The organism is Metabacillus sp. KJ11-3 (assembly GCF_055808295.1).
On sequence record NZ_CM147865.1, the window covers coordinates 1,140,309 to 1,161,555 of the forward strand.

24 protein-coding genes, 2 pseudogenes and 2 riboswitches are annotated in these 21,247 nt (G+C 33.4%); of the genes and pseudogenes, 20 read left to right on the plus strand and 6 right to left on the minus strand.

The genetic code is table 11. The annotated features are described in order from the left end of the window. The first annotated feature begins 13 nt into the window (after positions 1 to 13). The 10 genes from AC0L8O_RS05875 to AC0L8O_RS05920 all read left to right on the plus strand — a co-directional run bounded on the left by AC0L8O_RS05875 (position 14) and on the right by AC0L8O_RS05920 (position 8,970). Positions 14 to 628 (plus strand): LbetaH domain-containing protein, encoded by a 615-nt coding sequence (locus AC0L8O_RS05875; protein WP_473446942.1) that lies wholly within the window; start codon positions 14 to 16, stop codon positions 626 to 628. Positions 629 to 653: 25 nt separating this feature from the next. Next, complete coding sequence (locus AC0L8O_RS05880) at positions 654 to 1,838, plus strand: glycosyltransferase family 4 protein (RefSeq protein WP_473446943.1); 1,185 nt, start codon at positions 654 to 656, stop codon at positions 1,836 to 1,838. Positions 1,839 to 1,916: 78 nt separating this feature from the next. Continuing rightward, positions 1,917 to 3,065, plus strand: coding sequence for a nucleotidyltransferase domain-containing protein (locus tag AC0L8O_RS05885; protein ID WP_473446944.1), 1,149 nt, complete (start codon positions 1,917 to 1,919; stop codon positions 3,063 to 3,065). A gap of 27 nt (positions 3,066 to 3,092) precedes the next feature. After that, positions 3,093 to 4,910 carry an ABC transporter ATP-binding protein gene (locus AC0L8O_RS05890; RefSeq protein ID WP_473446945.1) on the plus strand — a complete coding sequence of 606 codons (1,818 nt, stop codon included), beginning with the start codon at positions 3,093 to 3,095 and terminating at the stop codon, positions 4,908 to 4,910. A gap of 19 nt (positions 4,911 to 4,929) precedes the next feature. Further along, positions 4,930 to 6,300, plus strand: coding sequence for a sugar phosphate nucleotidyltransferase (locus AC0L8O_RS05895; RefSeq protein WP_473446946.1), 1,371 nt, complete (start codon positions 4,930 to 4,932; stop codon positions 6,298 to 6,300). 147 nt (positions 6,301 to 6,447) lie between these two features. Next, positions 6,448 to 7,308 carry an asparagine synthase-related protein gene (locus AC0L8O_RS05900; protein WP_473446947.1) on the plus strand — a complete coding sequence of 287 codons (861 nt, stop codon included), beginning with the start codon at positions 6,448 to 6,450 and terminating at the stop codon, positions 7,306 to 7,308. Positions 7,309 to 7,540: 232 nt separating this feature from the next. Further along, positions 7,541 to 7,807, plus strand: coding sequence for a hypothetical protein (locus AC0L8O_RS05905; protein WP_473446948.1), 267 nt, complete (start codon positions 7,541 to 7,543; stop codon positions 7,805 to 7,807). A 62-nt stretch (positions 7,808 to 7,869) separates the two neighbouring features. Continuing rightward, positions 7,870 to 8,391: an asparagine synthase-related protein gene (locus tag AC0L8O_RS05910; protein ID WP_473446949.1), complete on the plus strand. Its 522-nt coding sequence runs from the start codon at positions 7,870 to 7,872 to the stop codon at positions 8,389 to 8,391. A 5-nt stretch (positions 8,392 to 8,396) separates the two neighbouring features. Then, the gene (locus AC0L8O_RS05915; protein ID WP_473446950.1) at positions 8,397 to 8,552 is read left to right on the plus strand and encodes a paeninodin family lasso peptide; all 156 of its coding nucleotides are present in this window, start codon (positions 8,397 to 8,399) and stop codon (positions 8,550 to 8,552) included. A 172-nt stretch (positions 8,553 to 8,724) separates the two neighbouring features. After that, the gene (locus AC0L8O_RS05920) at positions 8,725 to 8,970 is read left to right on the plus strand and encodes a helix-turn-helix domain-containing protein (protein WP_473446951.1); all 246 of its coding nucleotides are present in this window, start codon (positions 8,725 to 8,727) and stop codon (positions 8,968 to 8,970) included. A gap of 225 nt (positions 8,971 to 9,195) precedes the next feature. Here the strand turns inward: AC0L8O_RS05920 and AC0L8O_RS05925 are convergent, their stop codons facing one another. Both AC0L8O_RS05925 and AC0L8O_RS05930 read right to left on the minus strand, forming a co-directional pair. Further along, entirely contained in the window at positions 9,196 to 9,339 is a 144-nt protein-coding gene (locus tag AC0L8O_RS05925) for an anti-repressor SinI family protein (RefSeq protein WP_473446952.1), read from the minus strand. Between the two features lie 31 nt (positions 9,340 to 9,370). Beyond that, the gene (locus tag AC0L8O_RS05930) at positions 9,371 to 9,718 is read right to left on the minus strand and encodes a helix-turn-helix domain-containing protein (RefSeq protein ID WP_473446953.1); all 348 of its coding nucleotides are present in this window, start codon (positions 9,716 to 9,718) and stop codon (positions 9,371 to 9,373) included. 441 nt (positions 9,719 to 10,159) lie between these two features. Here AC0L8O_RS05930 and AC0L8O_RS05935 point away from each other — a divergent pair, with 441 nt between their 5' ends. The 9 genes and pseudogenes from AC0L8O_RS05935 to AC0L8O_RS05975 all read left to right on the plus strand — a co-directional run bounded on the left by AC0L8O_RS05935 (position 10,160) and on the right by AC0L8O_RS05975 (position 15,807). Beyond that, positions 10,160 to 10,306 carry a paeninodin family lasso peptide gene (locus AC0L8O_RS05935; RefSeq protein ID WP_473446955.1) on the plus strand — a complete coding sequence of 49 codons (147 nt, stop codon included), beginning with the start codon at positions 10,160 to 10,162 and terminating at the stop codon, positions 10,304 to 10,306. A 67-nt stretch (positions 10,307 to 10,373) separates the two neighbouring features. Beyond that, on the plus strand, positions 10,374 to 10,502 hold the full coding sequence (locus tag AC0L8O_RS05940; protein ID WP_473446956.1) for a hypothetical protein: 129 nt from the start codon (positions 10,374 to 10,376) through the stop codon (positions 10,500 to 10,502). A 62-nt stretch (positions 10,503 to 10,564) separates the two neighbouring features. Beyond that, on the plus strand, positions 10,565 to 11,308 hold the full coding sequence (locus AC0L8O_RS05945; RefSeq protein ID WP_473446957.1) for an aldolase: 744 nt from the start codon (positions 10,565 to 10,567) through the stop codon (positions 11,306 to 11,308). Continuing rightward, the gene (locus AC0L8O_RS05950) at positions 11,298 to 11,585 is read left to right on the plus strand and encodes a lasso peptide biosynthesis PqqD family chaperone (RefSeq protein WP_473446958.1); all 288 of its coding nucleotides are present in this window, start codon (positions 11,298 to 11,300) and stop codon (positions 11,583 to 11,585) included. Before AC0L8O_RS05945 ends, AC0L8O_RS05950 begins: the two co-directional genes overlap by 11 nt. A 34-nt stretch (positions 11,586 to 11,619) precedes the next feature. After that, a pseudogene (locus AC0L8O_RS05955) lies at positions 11,620 to 12,086 on the plus strand (lasso peptide biosynthesis B2 protein). Positions 12,087 to 12,217: 131 nt separating this feature from the next. Next, positions 12,218 to 14,014, plus strand: coding sequence for an ABC transporter ATP-binding protein (locus tag AC0L8O_RS05960; protein ID WP_473446959.1), 1,797 nt, complete (start codon positions 12,218 to 12,220; stop codon positions 14,012 to 14,014). A gap of 133 nt (positions 14,015 to 14,147) precedes the next feature. After that, positions 14,148 to 14,924, plus strand: coding sequence for a class I SAM-dependent methyltransferase (locus AC0L8O_RS05965; RefSeq protein ID WP_473446960.1), 777 nt, complete (start codon positions 14,148 to 14,150; stop codon positions 14,922 to 14,924). Positions 14,925 to 15,208: 284 nt separating this feature from the next. After that, positions 15,209 to 15,349: a DUF5658 family protein gene (locus tag AC0L8O_RS05970; protein ID WP_473446961.1), complete on the plus strand. Its 141-nt coding sequence runs from the start codon at positions 15,209 to 15,211 to the stop codon at positions 15,347 to 15,349. A 248-nt stretch (positions 15,350 to 15,597) separates the two neighbouring features. Further along, a complete protein-coding gene (locus tag AC0L8O_RS05975; protein WP_473446962.1) occupies positions 15,598 to 15,807 on the plus strand; it encodes a hypothetical protein in 210 nt (69 codons plus the stop codon). A 170-nt stretch (positions 15,808 to 15,977) separates the two neighbouring features. On the opposite strand, the gene AC0L8O_RS05980 is transcribed toward AC0L8O_RS05975, so the two are convergent. The 4 genes and pseudogenes from AC0L8O_RS05980 to AC0L8O_RS05995 all read right to left on the minus strand — a co-directional run bounded on the left by AC0L8O_RS05980 (position 15,978) and on the right by AC0L8O_RS05995 (position 19,506). Continuing rightward, positions 15,978 to 16,313 (minus strand): helix-turn-helix domain-containing protein, encoded by a 336-nt coding sequence (locus AC0L8O_RS05980; protein ID WP_473446963.1) that lies wholly within the window; start codon positions 16,311 to 16,313, stop codon positions 15,978 to 15,980. Positions 16,314 to 16,414: 101 nt separating this feature from the next. Next, positions 16,415 to 16,564 (minus strand): anti-repressor SinI family protein, encoded by a 150-nt coding sequence (locus tag AC0L8O_RS05985; RefSeq protein WP_473446964.1) that lies wholly within the window; start codon positions 16,562 to 16,564, stop codon positions 16,415 to 16,417. A 33-nt stretch (positions 16,565 to 16,597) separates the two neighbouring features. Continuing rightward, positions 16,598 to 16,682, minus strand: a riboswitch (cyclic di-GMP riboswitch). Positions 16,683 to 17,003: 321 nt separating this feature from the next. Further along, positions 17,004 to 17,804 carry a YqhG family protein gene (locus AC0L8O_RS05990; RefSeq protein WP_473446965.1) on the minus strand — a complete coding sequence of 267 codons (801 nt, stop codon included), beginning with the start codon at positions 17,802 to 17,804 and terminating at the stop codon, positions 17,004 to 17,006. Positions 17,805 to 17,819: 15 nt separating this feature from the next. Then, positions 17,820 to 19,506, minus strand: a pseudogene (locus AC0L8O_RS05995) (DEAD/DEAH box helicase). A gap of 319 nt (positions 19,507 to 19,825) precedes the next feature. Next, positions 19,826 to 19,915, plus strand: a riboswitch (glycine riboswitch). A gap of 198 nt (positions 19,916 to 20,113) precedes the next feature. On the opposite strand from AC0L8O_RS05995, the gene gcvT reads away from it, so the two are divergent. After that, positions 20,114 to 21,214: a glycine cleavage system aminomethyltransferase GcvT gene (gcvT, locus tag AC0L8O_RS06000; protein WP_473446966.1), complete on the plus strand. Its 1,101-nt coding sequence runs from the start codon at positions 20,114 to 20,116 to the stop codon at positions 21,212 to 21,214. Positions 21,215 to 21,247 lie beyond the last annotated feature (33 nt).

The following is a 21,247-nucleotide window of genomic DNA, read 5'->3' on the forward strand; positions in this document are numbered from 1 at the left end:
TAAGGTGTATTTTATGAGAAAAATATTATTAATAATTAGTATTCTATTGCCTAATAAGCTTAAAATTTATTTTTATAAGAAAGTTTTTAAATGGAATATTGGTTCAAATGTAAAAATAGGATTATCTTTTATAGACACTCAAGAACTTATTTTAAGAGATAATGTAAGGATTGGACATTTTAATATATTTAAGGGGTTAAGATTAATAGAGTTTGATAAAGAAAGCTACATGTTGAATTTCAATTACATAGTTGCTCCTTTATATAAAGAAAAGGGATGGCATAGAGAACTACGTGTAGGTAAAAAAACAGGAATTATGAGTAGACACTTTTTTGACGCAAGTGGAGGCATCTATATTGATGATAGCGTCATTATTGCAGGTAGATCTTCTGAATTTTGGACACATGAAAAATTAAATGGAAAATATAATCTTGTCCCTAAATCCATAAGAATTGATTCAAATGTATATATAGCTGCACATGTCCTTGTTGCTCCAGGGGTAATAATATCCAAAAATAACATTATAGGTTTAGGGTGTGTATTAAACAAAACATTTGATGAAGATAATGTCTTAATTGTAGGCAATCCATCACAAATAAAATACAAGAAAAAAGTAGTTAATCAATGAGAAAAATAATTATGGGGGTGTTGTATTGAAAATTGCCATCATCCACGACTGGCTAGTCGTATACAACGGTGCAGAAAAAGTGTTAGAAGAAATTCTAAAAATATATCCTGACGCAGATTTATTCAGCACTGTAGAATACTTAGAAGAAAAAGATCGGAAGTTCATTATGAACAAAAAAGTAAACACAACATTCATTCAGAAACTTCCTTTTTCCAAGAGTAAATATCGAAACTATCTCCCGTTAATGCCGTTAGCAATTGAACAACTTGATTTGTCGCAATACGATTTAATCATTTCTAGCTCATATGCAGTGGCAAAAGGCGTTATTACAGGGCCTGATCAAATTCATATTTCTTATGTTCATTCCCCAATACGGTATGCTTGGGATTTACAGCATCAATATTTAAAAGAAGCTGGGATGGATAAGGGATTAAAGGGACTCATAACAAGATTTATTCTGCACCAAGTACGTAATTGGGATTATCGTACGGCAAATGGTGTAGATTTTTTTATGTCTAATTCTGACTTTATTGGAAGAAGAATTTGGAAGGTATATAGAAGAGAATCTGAAACAATCTATCCACCAGTTGATGTTTCAGGCTTTACTTATCATGAAGAAAAGGAAGAATTTTATTTAACTGCTTCAAGAATGGTTCCTTATAAGAAAATTGATACGATTGTCGAGGCATTTTCATTAATGCCAGATAAGAAGCTTATTGTCATTGGCGAAGGTCCGGATTTTAATAAAATTAAAGCGAAGGCTGGCGCTAATGTAACACTATTGGGTTATCAATCTTTTGATGTATTAAAAGATCACATGCAAAGAGCCAAAGGGTTTCTTTTTGCAGCAGAGGAGGATTTTGGGATCACTCCATTAGAGGCTCAGGCGTGTGGTACTCCAGTTATTGCTTTTGGAAAAGGTGGGTCTCGGGAAACTGTTCGAGGCTACAACGAGTCAGTAAATCCTACTGGCTTATTTTTTTATGAGCAAACACCGCAATCGATAAAATCGGCAGTTGATCGGTTTGAAAATTTGTCAATAAACCCTAAGCATTGTAGAGAACATGCATTAAAATTCTCTCCAGAAAGATTCAGAAGTGAATTTAAGGATTTTATAGATCAATGTACTATAAAGTTCCGTGAAAACAACACAAAACAAAAACAAAGCAAAAATTCATTAAAAACATTTTCGATTTCTCAAGTGGAATAGGAAATTCAGGTTTTTTTATACTATTTTTTTGAATGAACAAATTTGAGAAGTAAATTTCATTGAAGTGAGGTGAAATTGATGGTATCAACAGTAGACTTGACGGTTACGAGTAAGGAATTTCAATTAATGCTATATTTCCTACACTCAGAACGCGACGAAACATTTCTTCCTTTATACAAGGAGGAGATAAATATAATAAATTGGGACTTGTTTTTGAAATCCGTGTATCACCACCGAGTTCACCCAGCTATTTTTAAAACAATTACCGAAGAAGATTATGATTTTGTTCCTGAATATGTAAAAAAACAACTTCATCACGTCTATGTTAGTAATACGATGAATATGTTGAAACTAGCTGGGGAGATGGAGAGAATTAATAAAGCATTAAGTGATAGTCAAATTCGAATGCTCATTCTTAAAGGTCCTATATTGTCTTATCAAATATACGGCGATCTTTCCTCAAGAACATCTAGTGATTTGGATATTTTAATTGAGTTTGATGAATTACCGAATGTTACAAAGATCCTTCATTCACTAGGTTATGAAATTGCTTATGAACCTCCTCGTAAATTAAAAGATTGGCAAGTTCGTAATCATCATATCGAATTCTTTAATATTGTGACAAAGACAGAAATTGAAGTTCATTGGCGTCTTCATCCAGGTCCTAGTAGTGAGCCAAGTTTTGATCAACTGTGGGATTCAAGACAGGAGATAAATGCAGTAACAGAAACCCCTATTCAATGTCTTGGGAATGAAAGTCTTTTCTACTATTTAATCACTCATGGTGCAAGGCATGGCTGGTTTCGTTTGCGTTGGCTTACTGACATTATCGAGTTAAAAAAGAAAGTCAATGTTTCAAGTGAGTTAATTCGAAAACACCATGCGTTACACTTATATCAACAAGCGTCCTACTTGTCATCATTATTGTTTCAGTATGACTTTTCACCTAATAATTCTTTTAGTAATCGAGAAACACGGTTAGCAAAAGAAGCGTTCGGTTTTATCTACAATGAAATAAACATAGATCATCCGCAAACAAAAAAATGGGAAGAACAAGGAAAACGTTATTTGTTTGATATAAAACCCTTCTCACAAAAAGTTTTTTATGTATCTAGGAAATTTAGGGCCAATTCATGGGATGCACAGTACCTGCCTTTACCAAAGCAATTGCATTTTTTATATCTGCCTTTAAGACCAATATTATGGTTATTGAGAAGAACTTCATAAAATCAAATAGTTATTTGGGTGGTGTATATGAACAATATTCTTTTCTTCCTAAAAAAGCTTCAGGAATTCACAGGATTTAAGCTATATCTCAGTATGTTCCTAACAATTTTAATTAGCAGTTTAGAGGGAATAGGCATCTATTTATTGGTTCCGATGCTTGCCTTGATAGGATTAATTGATCTTTCGATTGATAGTGTTTTCCCAATATCTGTATTGTTTAATTGGTTAGATAATGTATCGTTTCAATTGAATTTATCCACAATACTTATCATTTATTTTATTCTTATAGCTGGTCAAGCATTACTCCAAAGAACTCAGACAATTATTAATAGTTCGATTCAACAGTCATTTATCCGGTATTTGCGACTTGATGCTTATCAATCTTTAATTGGTGCAAAATGGGAATTTTTCTTATCAAAACGTAAATCAGATTTTAATTATATTCTAACAACTGAAATATCAAAAGTTGGTGCCGGAACATATAGTATCCTTTCACTCATTAGTGTTATTTTTTTTACTTCAGTTCAAGTATTTTTAGCATTTTTACTTTCTCCATCATTAACGTTAATTGTTCTCTTAAGCGGTGTTCTACTCAGTTTTTTCTTAAAGAAGTTGGTGAAAAAGTCTAAAACTCTTGGGGGCGAAACATCTTCTTTAATGAATGATTATTTTGGTGGTGTTACGGAACAATTTAATGGAATAAAGGATATGAAGAGTAATAGCCTGGAAACATATTATTTAAATTGGTTTAGTCAATTAACTAACAATATTCAAAACAATATTATAGAATTGGTCAAATTAAGCTCAACCTCCAAGTTGTTTTATCGAGTAGGTGCGGGCTTTTTAATCGTCTTTATTGTATATCTATCTATCTCCGTATTAAATATCGCTCCGGAAAAAATGGTGCTTGTCGTATTAATTTTTTCTAGATTATGGCCAAAATTATCTGCCATTCAAAGTAGTATTGAGCAAATAGTCTCCATGTTTCCCGCGTTCGACCGTGTCGTGAATATACAGAATGAGAGTAATGAAATGAAGGAGTTTGAAAGTGAGAAAAATAAACATTATATGGAAGGAATAGATAATTCTCAAACTGTGGAAAAGGAAATAGAGTGTAGAAATATATCCTTCCGTTATCATCCTGATACATGCGCTTTATCAGACATAAATATGAAGCTTCCTATCAATGCTACTACAGCAATTGTTGGTCGATCTGGTGCGGGGAAAACAACTTTGGTTGATATTATAATGGGCCTTTTAAAACCAGATGACGGAAATGTTTATCTAGATGGGAGACCATTGTCAAATGAAAATTTACTTTTGTATAGAAATTCAATAAGTTATGTTTCCCAGGATCCATTTCTTTATCATGCAAGTGTTCGTGAAAACTTATTAATGGTAAAAGAAAATGCAACAGAAAATGAATTGTGGGAAGCATTAAGGTTTGCAGCCGCTGAACCTGTGATTCACAAGCTACCAGATGGACTCGATACTATAATTGGTGACAGAGGTATAAAGTTATCCGGTGGAGAACGTCAACGAATCGTTTTGGCTCGTGCTATTTTGAGGAATCCGACGATCCTAGTATTAGATGAAGCAACAAGTGCACTTGATAGTGAAAATGAATTGAAAATAAAAGAAGCGATTGATCGACTGAAAGGGAAGATGACCATAATTATTATCGCCCATCGCCTTTCAACTATCCGAAATGCTGACCAGGTTGTCGTTCTAAATGAAGGAAAGGTTATTCAACAAGGAGCATACGACGTTTTGTCACAAACAAAAGGAGCATTTAAAAAAATGCTATCAAGTCAGGAGTTAGTACAAACAAAATCTATTGGTTAATAATTTGGGAGGTAAATAAATGAAATTAGTCTTACTTTCAGGTGGATCAGGCAAAAGACTTTGGCCTTTATCTAATGACGCACGTTCGAAGCAATTTTTGAGAGTGTTAACAAATGAGAACGGGAAGCAGGAATCGATGGTTCAACGTGTGTGGAGCCAGTTAGAGAAAAATAATCTAGACAAATCTTCCATTATTGCAACTAGTAAGTCTCAAGTTGATATGATTTATAATCAATTGAACTCAAATGTAGAAATTGTCATTGAACCAGATCGACGTGATACCTTTCCGGCAATTGCCCTAGCGGCAGTTTATTTATACTCAAAAAAAGATTGTAGCCTTAATGAAGTAGTTGGGATGCTTCCGGTGGATCCATATGTGGATGACAGATTTTTCGAAAAAGTGAAAGAGATGGAGAATATTCTTCTGCAAACAGAAGCAGAATTGGCATTAATAGGTGTCAAGCCAACTTATCCTTCAGAGAAATATGGGTATATTGTTCCAAGTAATAAAATAGAAAGTCAATATATGATGGTGGATTCTTTTACAGAAAAACCTGATGAAAAACTTGCAAAGAGTCTAATAGAAAATAACGCTCTATGGAATTGTGGTGTGTTTGCTTTCCGATTAGGATATATCATTAATATCCTCAAGGAAAAAGGTTTTCCCATTCAATACGAGGAATTACAAAAACAGTACCATTTACTTCCTAAAAATAGTTTTGACTATGAGGTAGTTGAACAAGCAAGTCAAATAGTGACTTTATCGTATGATGGATATTGGAAGGATTTAGGGACTTGGAATACACTAACAGAAGAAATGAGCTCCTTTGTAAACGGAAGAGGTTCTAAAAGTGACGACGTAGAGAATTCTCATATTATAAATGAATTAGATATACCGGTTACTTTAATTGGTGTTGATAATGTGATAGTTGCTGCTAGCCCTGATGGAATTCTTGTAGCAGATAAGGAAATGAGTCCCAAGGTAAAAGAAATGGTGAAGGATCTGGATGAACGTCCAATGTTTGAAGAAAGAAGGTGGGGTTGGTACCGAGTTTTGGACCATACGAAGTATGAGGAAGGAAATGAGGTACTAACGAAAAGAATTGGTGTAAGTGCGGGGAAAAACCTTAGTTATCAAATTCATTACAAGCGAAGTGAAGTATGGACCATTGTAAAAGGAGAAGGTGTATTAGTACTAAACGACCAAATTCGTCATGTTCGTGCTGGGAATGTTATCCATATACCTCTGGCTGCAAAACATTCCTTGCGAGCAACAAGTCATATGGAAATCATTGAGGTTCAAACAGGAAGTGAGTTAATTGAGGAAGACACAATACGGATTGCAATGGATTGGGATGAAATTGAAAGCTTTGTAAAAATCGCGTTGTAGTTAATCAGGGAGAATAATCCAAAAGAATGATTGTATCACAAATAAAGATGTGATAAATTCTTAATGAAGAACAAAAGAATGTGCGATTTAGTTCTTTATTAAGAACTTCCTTTATTTTATAATCGTTCGATAGATAAGGAGAACAAGATGAGTGCAATTGCAGGAATATTACATTTGAATCATGAGCCAGTAAATAGAGAGCATAGCAGTAAGATGATGAAGAAGCTTCATAAATTTCCTGCAGATGATATCAGAACGTGGAGTAATCATTCAATTTTTTTAGGTTGTCATGTACAATGGATCACTCCCGAATCGATTGGTGAGATCCTTCCATATTTCGATAGTGAAAGAAAGATAGGTATAACAGCAGATGTAATCCTTGATAATCGGGAGGAATTATGTGATAGGCTTTTTGTAAAGAAAGAAGAAAGAGATCTACCTGATAGTCAATTAATTATACTTTCATATCTTAAATGGAAAGAAGATTGTACGAAGTATTTAATAGGTGATTATGCCTTTATGATCTGGGATGAAAAAGAACAGAAGCTTTTTGGAGCTAGAGACCCATCTGGATATCGAACTTTATATTATTATCATGATTATTCTAGGTTTATTTTCTGTACAACAATTGACCCATTACTATCGTTGCCAGTTATAGAAAAGGAACTAAATGAGGAATGGGTAGCTGAGTTTCTGGCGATTAGTGGAACAACAGATACTGTCGATGCATCTACAACTCCTTATCGAAGTATTTTTCAACTTCCGCCGTTTCATAGTATTTCAGTTAAGACAGATTCAATAACTATCAAGAAATATGGCTCCTACATTCCTGAAAAGAAACTAAAATTAAGGGATAATGAGGAATATGTTGAAGCGTTTCAAGAAGTGTTTCAAAAAGCAGTTAATTCCAGATTACGTACTTTTCGTAATGTAGGTGCCCAGTTGAGTGGAGGGCTAGATTCTGGATCAGTTGTTGGTTGTGCAGTGAAACAACTTAGAAAAAAATAAAATATTACATACATTTAGTTATATCCCACCAGCTGATTTTATTGATTATACTCCTACCTATTTAATAGCTGATGAAAGACCCTTAATAAAAAAGACTGTTCAATATGTCGGAGGAATTTCAGATCATTATTATGATTTTGAAGGAAAAAGTTCTTTCTCTGAGATTAATGAAATATTAGATATCATGGAGATGCCCTATAAGTTTCTTGAAAATTCTTTTTGGTTGAAAGGGATGTTTGAGAAAGCGAGAGAAAAGGATATAGGAATATTGTTAAATGGAGATCGGGGGAACTTTACTATTTCATGGGGTTCTGCCATCCATTATTACGGATTACTTTTAAAAAGATTTAAGTTGTTTCGTTTTTATAGAGAATTAGAATTATATTGTAAAAATGTTGGTGGAAATAGAAAGAAATTATTTACCCATCTAGTGAAAAAACAATTACCACTTGTGAAGAAAAAAGATATCAAAATAAACAAGCTCATTCTTTTCAACTAATTAATAAGGAGTTTGCTGAGCATACGGGGATTTATACGAAGCTAAGTAATTACGGAATCAGTGTGAATGGATGGTTTGAAACATCAGACTTGTTTGAGCAAAGAAAGTTACTGTTTGACACTATTCAACCTTGGAATTCTGGTAATACCCTTAATTCAAAGCTATCTCTGAAACATTCTCTATGGAAACGTGATCCAACAAATGATATAAGAGTTGTTCAATTTTGTCTGTCTTTACCGGAGGATCAATATGTTCAGAATGGATTTGATCGTGCACTTATTAGAAGAGCTACTAAAGGCATTCTTCCTGATGAAATAAGATTAAATCAAACAACAAGAGGTGTACAAGCGGCTGATTGGATGTATCGGATTAGGCCTAATTGGGATTCAATAGTTCAAGAAGTGAATGAACTATTGAAAAATAACAGAATTATGTCTTATATAAATAATGATTTATCTATTCTAGTATATGAAATAACACAGAAGAAAAATAGCACACAAAATTATACCATGTCAGATTTCAGTCTTTTAATGCGCTGCATTATCTTCTATAGATTTATAAATAGATTTTTTGAAAGGAGGTGAGATTTATGAAAAAAACATGGAGTAAACCATCACTTGAAGTACTTGACGTAAGTAAAACAATGGGTGGAACTGATTACGATAGATTCGATAATGATTTCGGTGATAGCAATCAGATTCCTGTAAATGAAGCAGGTCAGCCTTTAATTGGTCGGACTAGTTAACAGATAAAATAGGTTTTTTGGAAGTTATTGATGGGAAAAAATCCTTATATGCTTTTATAGGGATTTTTTTGTTTAAATTCTAATATATTACCATAATGATAATAAGAAGTACTAATGAGAATAAATTCATAACTGGAGCAATAATTAGCTGTTGTTTGGAGGCGTTATCTTCATGATAGGGGATAGAATAAGATATTTAAGGGTTAAAAAAGGATATTCAATCACAAAACTTGCAAAAGAAGCTGGTGTTTCAAAATCTTATTTAAGTAACTTAGATCGTGGCTTACAGAATAACCCTTCATTGCAATTTTTAGAAAAAATAGTTTCTCCTTTAGATTCAAGTGTTGATTATTTAATAGGCGATCATATTGAAGAAGAAATAGCCACTCGGAAACATGATAAGCCAAAAAAGGAGTAAAGGAAAAGATGGTTGAGGACACTTGGGTGGCGCATTAAAATAGGAGGATCTTTGATAAGACTTCTTATCATTAATTGTTTGTCCACTTCGTCTCCTCAATAGATCTTAATTACCTTTAAATATATTATTTAGACGATATGGTATTAAAACCATAAAAAAACACCTCAGAGAATGGACTAATAATTGTAACTTAATTATAAAGAAATTAGCTGTTATTAATAAAATTTATTTTCCATTAGAAGAGGAAACATGATGAAGGTACTGTTGTATCTCATCAGGAGAAATTCCAATGTTTTTTGCTTCTGTTATTAATTTTACCCATTCTTCATCTAATGGTTCATGCTCTTGTTGGTCAGACAATTTATTCATTTGTTGTTTCCTCCTCATATAATTTATAAATTTACTCTTTATCTTTTGTCCATCTCTGAAATGTTAGAAATTCCTTAAATCTTCTAAAGTCCTCCTTACTCATACCTTCTTCTATGGCTGTATGTAATAAATATTTCCATTCTTGATCAAGAACATCAGTAGCTAGCTGAGCTGCTTCGGTAGATGGTGGAGCTAATAACTCCTCAACATCTATATCTAATGCTGAAGCGATTTTGCTTAAAAACTTTAAGGAAGGATTTTTTTGTAGATCTCTCTCTAAATAACTTAAATAGGACTTAGAAACTCCAGCTATCTCTGCAAGTTCGTTAATTGAATATCCATGTTTTTCTCTCAACTCCTTTATGCGTAAACCAATCATCACGATCCCCTTCATACGTCTAAGATAACTTCGTGAGTTCATTATACAAAACGATTTGTTCTTAATAAAGTTTAAGTAAAACAAGAGAACAGTAGATATAGAGAGTAAATAGAAAGAAAACAACCTTTTTGGGTGGTAAATAACTAATTTGAGATTTTTTTCAAATGTTAATAATGTATTTGTTTTTAATTACGCAATTTGGTTATTTATATATTTAAAAATAATCTCGTGACTTGAGAGTATAATATATTACAGAACCCTTAATAATTTGTTTTTAATGTGATAAATTATTTGATGTATATTGACAGTAATTTTACTTTTAGGTATATTGAATTATATATTTGTTCTTTATAAGGAACACTTTGTTCTGTAGAACCTTAACTACTGTTTGATTTTTATTATAAAGTACAATAATTAAATTTATCGAAAGGAGGTGATGATATGATTAAGAAAGTTTGGAAGAATCCTTCTCTTGAAGTTTTGGATATTAATATGACTCATGGAATGGGTAACACTGGAGAGCCGGGTAAAGCTTGTGATACACCAGCTCAACAACATAATCCACATTGTATTGTAAATCCTAGCTGATAGGATGATAAACCCTCTTACAAAAATGTAAAAGGGTTTATACATTTACTTTATAAAAGGAGCCAATATGAATACATCAGATTATTTCTACCAAGCTTTTGGTCTATATATTGAAAGTGATTGCCCGTTGCCTGAATTAATGAGATCAGGTGGAAATTTAAATAAAGTTGATATAAAAATAAAAAAAGAGATTTAAAAGATAAGTGGAAGCATCGATCAAAGGAGTGTAAAGAGTTTTTTGGCAATCAAAGCCAAATCATGTTTCAAATTAATGGACTATGTATCTTCTCAATTGAAGATGGAAATGAGATATTATATTCTCCATTGGATGTCACAGATCTAGATCAAATTAGATTGTATATTCTAGGAACTTGTATGGGCGCAATATTACAACAACGTAAAATCTTACCATTACATGGAAGTGCAATTGCTATAAATGGAAAGGCGTATGCTTTTGTTGGAGAGTCAGGTGTGGGTAAATCTACGTTAGCAAGAGCGTTTTTACAAAAAGATTATCAGTTATTAAGTGATGATGTAATTGCTGTTTCGTTATCTTCTAATGATTCACCTGTCGTTCATCCAGCTTATCCACAACAAAAATTATGGGATAATAGTCTAAATAAATTTGGAATGGATTCATCAGATTATCTGCCATTGTTTGATCGGGAAAAAAAGTTTGCGGTTCCAGTTCCTTCTCAATTTTTAAATGAGCCACTGCCATTAGCAGGAATTTTTGAACTTACAATAAATAAAATAGCTGAACCAAACATTGAGTTAATAGAGAATATGGAAAGGTTTCATATTTTCTACACCCATACATATCGGAATTTTTTTATTGAACCGCTTGGTTTGAGGGAATGGCACTTTAATCTATCTTCAAAAATGATTAACAAGATAGGTACATATCGTCTAAGACGTCCAAACTCTAAATTTACAGCAGAGGAGTTAACATCAATGGTCTTAACTTCTATTAATAGAGAGGAGTATAGTTATGAAAGCTAAAGTTATCATAATGGAACAATACATTAATCAGGTACCTGGAAATATCGTTAGCGATATGGCGGGGGAGAAAGTGATGTTAAGTGTAGAGAAAGGAAAATACTTTAATTTGGGGGAAGTTGGTGGTGAGATTTGGGATCTAATAGAGGAGAAAATATCTGTGAATCAACTTGTGTCCGTATTAGTTGAACGATACGATGTAGAATTTGAAGAATGTAAAAGCCAGGTAATCTCTTTCCTAGAGGTTTTATTAGAAGAGGAACTCGTTCAAATCTCTTAGTCATTGGGAGATATTTATTTGGAAGGGGTATGAGATTGTGAGAAGAGTAGTGAGAATTATTGGATTGAGTAATAAAGAAAAGTTATTAATAATTGAAACGTTCTTTTACCTTGCTTGGGCTTTTCTCCTCAAAAAAAAGATTTCCATAAAATAGCCCCATCTTTAGGCAAAAGGATTTCTGAAACTTCACGTGAATTAGATGATAAAAATACTGAATTATTCATCCAAATCTCAAAATGCATATCAAGCGTTAGTAAACATACTCCTTGGGAGAGTAAATGCCTCGTTCAGGCTATAGCAGGTATGAAAATGCTTGAACGAAGAGGTATTGAAAGTACCTTGTATTTAGGAACTGCAAGAAACGATGAAGGTAAGATGATCGCTCATGCCTGGCTTCGTAGTGGAAGGGTTATTTTAACTGGTTCTGAAGGAATGGAAAAATTCACAATTGTTTATTCGTTTGCAAAGGTAATGAACAAAAACAAAATGTTGAGCAGATGATTTAGGTAAATAAAGTTGAAAATTATCTCTCAAACCTAGTTTATCTTCTCTAAACTTAGTACATAGTTAAGTTACTTTTTTTGGGAGAAAGAGTATAAGTTAGATGGAGGTGTATCTTAAGGAGGGTTTTTATGAGGGTCATTTTATATTTTGTAAAAGATATGCATTCAACCGCTGGAAGAAAGTTATATTTTAATTTTAATTCAAACATTGTCTTAAGCTTAACGGAAAGTATTGGAATATTTATGGTTATCCCACTAATTAGTTTAACTGGTCTTATTAGTACAAACCAAAATGATCCACCAATAATTGTTTGGGTAACAAATCAATTACAACAATTCCCTTTTCAACTTAGTTTATCTATAAGTTTAACTATATTTATTCTTTATATAACTTTACACAGTGTTTTTCAGAGGAAAACACTAATTAATATTACTAAAATCCAACAATCATATATAAGAAAACTTAGAGAGCAAGTTTATACACAACTTCTTGATTCAAATTGGGAGTTTTTCCTAAAAAAAAGAAGATCAGATATTATTAACCTTTTGACTTTAGAAACTACCCGAGTCTTAAGCGGTATAAATGTAATACAACAACTTCTGTCTACTTTGATTTTTTCTTTTATACAAATTATTATAGCGTTATGGCTTTCACCTTCATTAACCATTACTATATTGGGGTTTGGTGCAATACTTGCATTCTTTTCACGAGGTTTTGTCAAAAAGTCCAATAAAATTGGACAGGAAACGACCAAAATATCTGAAGAGTATTATGCTACGATCACAAATCATTTTAATGGGATTAAAGAGATTAAAAGTAATTCCTTAGAAAACACTCATAGTAAGTGGTTTCGAGATTTATGTTTGAGAATTGAAAAAATTGGTATTGAATATACTAGTTTAAATACTCTTACGCAGGTTATCTATAAAGTCGTCTCTGGGTGTTTAATTGCTATCTTTCTTTATTTCTCAATAGTGCTGTTTAAAGCAACTCCAACTGATTTTACGCTTATATTAATCATTTTTTCAAGGTTATGGCCTAAAATCTCTAGTATACAATCAAGTCTCCAGAGCATTAGTACATTGTTGCCGTCATTTAGGTTATTGTATGACTGGTTAAATGACTCTAAGAGTTCGCAGGAAATTAAAACAGTACATAATGAAAGTATAAATCCCAAAGTAATAAATGCTGGTATCGAGTGTCAACATGTAACTTTTCGTTATCAACATGAATCTTTAGGATATACCCTAGATAATATAACAATGGAAATTCCTGCTAACCGTATGACAGCAATTGTCGGTCATTCGGGCTCAGGAAAGAGTACTTTAATAGATTTGATTATGGGACTTATTAAACCCGAAAAAGGTGAGGTCTTGGTTGATGGGTTACCACTTACAAAAAATAACTTACTAACATTTAGAAAATCTATTGGATATGTTCCACAAGATCCTTATCTTTTTAATGGAAGCATTAGAGACAATTTACTTATAGTCAAAGAGAATGCAAGTGAAGATGAATTATGGGGAGCACTAGAATTTGCAGCAGTAGATTTTGTGAAAAAGTTACCAAACGGACTTGATACCTTGATTGGAGACAGAGGGATAAGGCTTTCTGGTGGAGAACGTCAAAGAATTGTATTAGCACGTGCGATATTACGTCAACCATCTGTTCTAATTTTAGATGAAGCGACAAGCGCTTTGGATACCGAAAATGAAGCGAAAGTTCAAGAAGCAATTGAACGCCTAAAAGGAAAAATGACAATTATTGTTATTGCACATCGATTATCAACGATTCGTAATGCTGACCAAGTAATAGTGTTGGAGGAAGGTAGAATTCTTCAAAAAGGTGATTTTCATGAACTTGCAAAGGATAAGGAAAATGTTTTTGGAAAGTTGTTAGGAAAACAACTAGAAGTAATCGGATAGATTCACAAGATCTTAATAAACTCTAAAATCATGAATTATAATATTAAAATAGTTTTTTAGGACTAATTATTATTCAATTGAAAGGGCTAAATCCAGGGTAATGAGTAAGATAATACGAAAGGTGGTTTTACAAATGATTGGAGCTGCAAAGCATGTAGTAAAAGAATATAAGTCATCTAAGAATCCAATTATAAAGTTTTGTATAACAACCCTGTCTTTTGGTTGGAATGCAGCCAAAAACATAAAAAGATTTTTTGGCGATACCGAATTTCGTTCCATTCTTCTATTGCAGGTATTAGATTCTAAAAATGTGCATCAAACAACACCTCTAACGTGTATGGATCGATATCCTAAAATTTTTTCAGCATGTAGAGACTATTTTGGCAACCAAAAAGACTTAAAGATACTTTCTTTTGGATGCTCAACCGGTGAAGAAGTTTTAACTCTACGTAGTTATTTTCCAAATGCTCACATTGTAGGAGCAGATATTAACAAGCGTAGTATTGCAATATGTAGAAAGCTTCCAGTAGATGATAAGATTACGTTTGTACATTCCAGTTATAGTGAAATTCAAAAACATGGACCATTTGATGCTGTTTTTTGTATGGCAGTTTTGCAGAGAAAGCCACATTACATTGCAGCAAAAGGCATCAGTTCTATTAAAAAGATTTATCCATTTGAAAAGTTTGAAAAGCAGGTTATTGAACTAAATGGGTTAATAAAAGAAAAAGGATTATTGACAGTGCATTACACTCAATATTCTTTTAGGGATACATCGGTAGCATTTAAGTATAATGGATTGGGTAATTATACCCAGGGTGATTATGTATCACCAGTTTTTGATAAAAATAGTCAATTAGTAAAAAATCCATTACCACAAAATAGTATTTTTATTAGAACACAGAAATAGCTGTTTTTTAGTATATTAGTAAATATTTCGGTGCACTATTCCTCCCTAAAGTTTATATGAACGCAGTGAATTGTTTCCTCAGAAAGATCTATGGCAATATAAAATTACGAATAAATATATGAGTGCTGGTTTAGGAAGTAGTCATGCAATTATATTTTTTGCCTTTCAATTTTTGAACACCGAGATAATCGTTTTAAATTAGAAAAGGGAATAGACTTTTTGAGTAATAGAGAGAAGAAGATAATATGTAATGTTCTTTATATAAAGACAAAGGAGATAACTTTGTGATAAGAATTTGCTATTATTTATCAGGGCTTAATTTTGTAGACGGTATTCTCACGTACATCGGTCTCAAACTAAATCTTATTGAGGAAGCCAATGTATTAATGAGAATAATTTATGAAGCAGAACCAGTTTTTTTATAATAATTAAAACTTTTTTATCAATTCTGCTTGTTACACTTTGCTACTATCAAAAAATCCCTGATAATGTTGGAATAAAAACAATCTCATTTATAGGAGCTTCTATTTATACTTTTTTGATGTTCTTACATGCTTATTGGATAATTACTTCGTTTAATAACATTATCTAAGAAGAGTGTATGTAGAGTGGCTTTTAAAATCAATTGTTCGTTATAACGAATATATATTCGAATTAGATAGGAGAGTTACCAATGTACAAAAAACTTTGTAATCGCTGTTATCATTTCTCTTATAGCAGTTGCCGAGTTGGGGATTGGTTATGTCCAACATGTAGTCACGACTTAACCAATATGAAAGCAATTGTTGCTAGTAATGGAAATAAAATATCCCAATTCAATAACTATCAAAAGCTAAACGATTCCATATTAAGCCCCAAATCAACGATCTCTTACAAAGTTTAAAGATAATTTGAAAATGGATAACAGGAAATTATTATTCGCGCCATTTGATCTCTTAGAAATCCACTGTAACTATGTTATATTTCCGCGAAATAAAGATGATAGGATAAACTGTGAAATTATACACAAAACAAAAAGCACAACCAGCAGCCATCAAAGCTGCCGATCATGCTTTATTTATCATTTTCATTCTGTAATCTCCACTTATTAAATTCCAAAAACTCTTTAAACTGTTCCTTTGATACACCTGATTTCATTGCATCCTGTACCAGTTTTGTCCATTCTAAATCGAGCTCTTCTGGATCGGTTGCGTTTTGTTCATTTAGAAGAGTGTTTACTGATACACCAAGAACAGATGAGACCTTTTCTAAAAATTGCACAGAAGGATTTGACTGGAGATTTCGCTCAATCGAACTTAGGTAGGATTTTGCGACTCCTGCTCGTTCTGCTAGTTCAGACAGTGATAGATTTTTTTGTGTGCGATATTTTTTTATTCTCGGACCAATCACGTCAAGTCACCTTCCTTAATGAAGCCATTATAACATATAAAGAAGGGTTTGTTTTATATGCAGAACACAAAAACAAAAAAATTTACAATCACTTAATACTATTATGATGATTTTAAAACGGCATTTGACTTTTTGGATAAGAACTCTTTTATCTCCTCTACACTGATTCCTAGTTCAAGTGCTTCTAGTATGAGCTCAACCCATTCTTGATCTAGCTGCCCATCGTGTGTGATTCCTTCAATTATTCTCATTATTCTTTTCCTCCTAAAATACTAATCTGTATTTCAGGCAGCCCAGCCGTCTTAGTTGTCAACCTGAAGACCCGTGACTTTGCGTCCCTACTTTTCAATAGGTTTGCCTTTGTACTGATTAAGTTGGCATCAATTGTTAATAGTATATTTCTAAGGTCCTTCATTTATGTATAACTATTTAACTATTGACAATGTCTATTATAAAAAAGAACTGTTATCATTGTCTGCAGAACTTTGTCGACGAAATAAATTTTTTTCATTTATCTGTAATTTTTACAATGAATTTACAAATGTAAGAGTGAAGGATAGTTTTTATAGGTTTTTCCTAGGTGGGATTTACAAAAAATTAATAAAGTTAAGAAATGATAAAAATTAATTTTGTCGAACGAAAATTCTTTTTTCATCATTTGGGTTTCTCCTAAGTAACTTGTATCATTACTTAGGAGTTTAAAATTCCTCCGGGAGTCAAATAAAAGATGCCGCCATTTTGAATGGAAATATGAATTTGTGGTTCATACAATTCTTGTAATGCTTGTTTTTCAACTTCGTAGCATTCGGGTTTTTCTTCAAGATCTTCGTAAAAATGATTTAATAGTTCTAAATCTTTGTTCCATCTTTCCCGTGCTTTGTCTGCCCAGGTATGATCATGATTGTGAATATCTTGTAAAATGAATTGTTCAATCCGTTTTAACCCGCTTTGCGGCTTTATGAGTGGTGTCATGGTAAAGCAAAGGTCTGGAATTTTTGGTGTTAAGTCCAAATTTTCTAGTTTTTCTTGGAAGTTTTCGACTAGCACTCCACTTACTAAGTGTAACCCGATGGAATAGAGTTGATCTTTCTTCATATCACATTGATAGGAAACCATAATATTGACTCCGATCCAGGGGTGGAGGGGAACATTTCCTCCATGTGGTTTGACGTACTCAAAAAGTCTGATATAGCTTCCTAACTCTTTTGTTGATTGAAAAATTTGGTGAAGGCGAGGGGCTCCAAAATGCATAACCTCACCTTTCAGGTCTTTTGGTGCACGATTCTGGTCTGTGATGAGCGTAAGCTTCATTGGGTTTGGGACCCCGTTTGTTTTTTCAAGGTAATGCCAGTAAAAAGGTCTGTTCATTAACAGCTTATCCATTTCAATTGTAAGTTGTACGGTTATATATCCTTCTTTGTTTTCAAGAACTTCACAGGAGTTGGATGTGAAAAAACTTTCTAAAAAGTGATGAATTTGCTCTTGCTGCATACTTTAGCCGCCTTTCTACTTATCTCCGCTTGCTGCTTTACGTTGTTCTTGTGAAGCTTGTGCATAATCAAGAATAGATGTTAAATTCTCCATTTTAATTTTCATTTCTCTGTCATTTTTTGAATGATACATAATGTCTTGTATATGTTCTTCAAAGTTTTTTATTTCTAATCGAGTGAGAATTTCATCAAGGTCACCAATGACTTTTTCAAATAAATGTATTTTGTCATATAAAAGAGTTAATATATGTTCTTCAACCGTGTTTTTGGTTGCCATATTGTATATGTTAACGTCTTGTTCTTGTCCTAAACGGTGAATACGGCCAATTCGTTGTTCTAATCGCATTGGGTTCCATGGTAAATCATAATTGATAATATTATGACAAAATTGAAGGTTGATTCCTTCACCACCGGCTTCTGTTGCAATTAGTACCTGAACACGATTTTTAAAGAGTTCCTTCATCCAATCTTTTTTTCCTCTTTTAAAGCCGCCACGAAAAGGAACAGACGTAATGCCGTGCTGCTGAAGAAACCACTGTAAATAAAATTGTGTTGCACGATATTCGGTGAAAATAATGACTTTATCATCCAGTTGCTTAATCAACTCTACTACCTTTAATGCTTTCGAGTTTTGAGTAACACCGTCAATGGCCATCATAATATCTTTGATCACTTCATTAGCGAGGGCTGGTTCCTCTTCATCGGGCCGATCAAGCATTTTTTTTAACGTCATATAGACAGCTTCGCGGCTACTGCAAGGCTTCCCGCTGTAGGGTCATGATAGAGAAGGTATTTGCAGCATATTGTGAAGATGACTTTAGAGCAGTGATTGTGTCATATAGATGTTGTTCCGTTTCAGAAAATTCAATCGGTACTGTTTCAACATTACGCTTTGGCCAATCAATACCTGTGTCACCGCGTCGATTTCGGATCATAACCTTATTAATGAGCTCACGTAATTGCTCATGGTCTTCGATTGAACGCTCCTTCGCAGAAAAAACATCTGAAAAATAGGCTTCGTTCCCTAGATGACCCGGCTTTAATAAAGATACTAAGTTGAAAATTTCTTCTACTCTATTCTGAACAGGTGTTGCTGTTAATAGTAAACAATATTTCTTCTTTAAATTTTGAACAAATTCATAGTTTTTTGTTTTATTATTTTTTAGCTTGTGTGCCTCATCAATAATGACTAAATCATAGTTCTGGTTATAGACAATGTCTCGGTGTGGGCTTCTTTTAGCTGTATCAATAGACGAAACAACAACATCACATGCTTCCCACACATAGCTTTTCTTTTGTTCTACCGCAGGGATAAAAAATTTTTCATTTAATTCACGGGCCCATTGTGAAACAAGTGATGCCGGGACGAGAATGAGTACTTTTTTGACCAGTCCCCGAATCATATATTCTTTTAAAATGAGACCTGCTTCAATTGTTTTCCCTAAACCAACTTCATCAGCAAGGATCGCTTTTCCATTCATGTTTTCCACTACTCGTTGTGCTACCTCCAACTGATGAGGTAGGGGTGTAAAGTGTGGCAAGTGCTTTGGAGCTTGTAAACCTTCAAATGATGGTACTTGTGTATTTTTTTGTACTTCATAGGCAAGCTTGTACAGCTCCCAATTTGCCCACGGACCATCATTTTCTAATTTTTCTAGAAACCCATTCTGCCAGGAAGAATCGAAGTTCGTCTTTATATTCATTGTAAAGACAGTCCTTTCGTGATAATTACTTATTTAGAATGTTCACGATTTTTCTTGTAATATGTGAAAAACAATATAAAAATATAATTTAATCGATAAAAACCGAACATTTAACTTGAAAATAATTTTAATGTTAAGATAAAAAATGATTGTCGAAAGTCTGCTCACATGGTAGGATGTTAGTAAGAAAGTTCATCATTTTCATATCTTTCAGTCAGCTTAACGCTTTCATTCGCTATGAAATGCAAATGTTTAAAATGTCAAATGTCATAATTCAAGTTTTAGTAGTATAACCAACACAAAAACAAAATATGTGCGGATGAGAATAAGGGGAGAGACTATAGCTAATTATAGCGCCGAAGGAGCAAACAATTGTGAATCTCTCAGGCAAAAAGACTCTTATTTGACGCGACTCTGGAGAGTGTTTGCGTGAGTTCACGTAAACTACCAAAGGGGAAAGCCGTATGAGGTGGTAGTATGTCTTTTTTTAGTCATCATCATCCATAAGGTAAACTTTCAGGTAAAAAGGACAGAGACTTCCATATGTAAATGGGAGTTCTATGTCCTTTTTTTGATGCATTTTTTAAAAACGGAAGGAGTAGTCCACATGTCAGAACTACATCGAACACCTTTATTCGATCTTTATAAAGAGTATGGTGCCAAGACAATTGATTTTGGAGGCTGGGATTTACCTGTTCAATTTACTTCTATTAAGGATGAACATGAAGCAGTTCGAACAAAAGCAGGGTTATTTGACGTATCACATATGGGAGAGGTCGAGGTTCGAGGGGAAGATAGTTTAGCTTTTTTACAAAAGGTTGTAACAAATGATGTGTCTCTACTTAAGTCTGGAGGCGCTCAATATACAGCTATGTGCTATGAAGATGGCGGAACAGTGGACGATTTACTTATCTATAAAAGAGCGGAAAATGATTATTTACTTGTGATTAATGCTTCGAACATTGAAAAAGATCTGAAGTGGCTAGTATCCAATAAGAATGGGAATGTCTCAATTGTAAACAAATCGGAAGAATATGCTCTTCTTGCTCTGCAAGGACCAGTGGCTGAAGAGGTTCTCCAAACATTAACGGATACAGATTTATCTGAGATCAAGTTCTTTAAGTTTAAGAATGGCATAAAAATTGCTGGTGTTGATGTGCTAATTTCAAGAACAGGTTATACAGGTGAGGATGGGTTTGAGTTATATTGTGATTCAAATGATGCTGTAACGTTATGGGAAAACATCCTTGAGGCCGGTAAAAGTAAAGGGGTTATTCCATGTGGACTTGGTGCCAGAGATACATTACGTTTTGAAGCAGCGTTACCTTTGTATGGTCAAGAGCTATCAAAAGATATAACTCCTATAGAAGCGGGTATTGGATTTGCGGTGAAAACGAACAAAGAAGCAGAGTTTAACGGAAAAGCCGTTTTAACGAAACAAAAGGAAAAGGGAACAGCTCGTAAGTTAATTGGAATTGAGTTGTTGGAAAAAGGGATTCCACGCCATGGCTATGAGGTTTTTGCAGGTGGAGAATTAATAGGTGTTGTTACAACAGGAACTCAATCCCCGACTTTAAAGAAGAATATTGGTTTAGCTCTACTAAAATCTGAATTTACACAACTAGGTACAGAAATCGAAGTGCAAATTAGGAAAAAACGCTTAAAGGCTAAAGTGGTTGCTACACCTTTTTATAAAAGATCCAAATAATGACGCTAACTTATATATCCGAATGGAATCTGA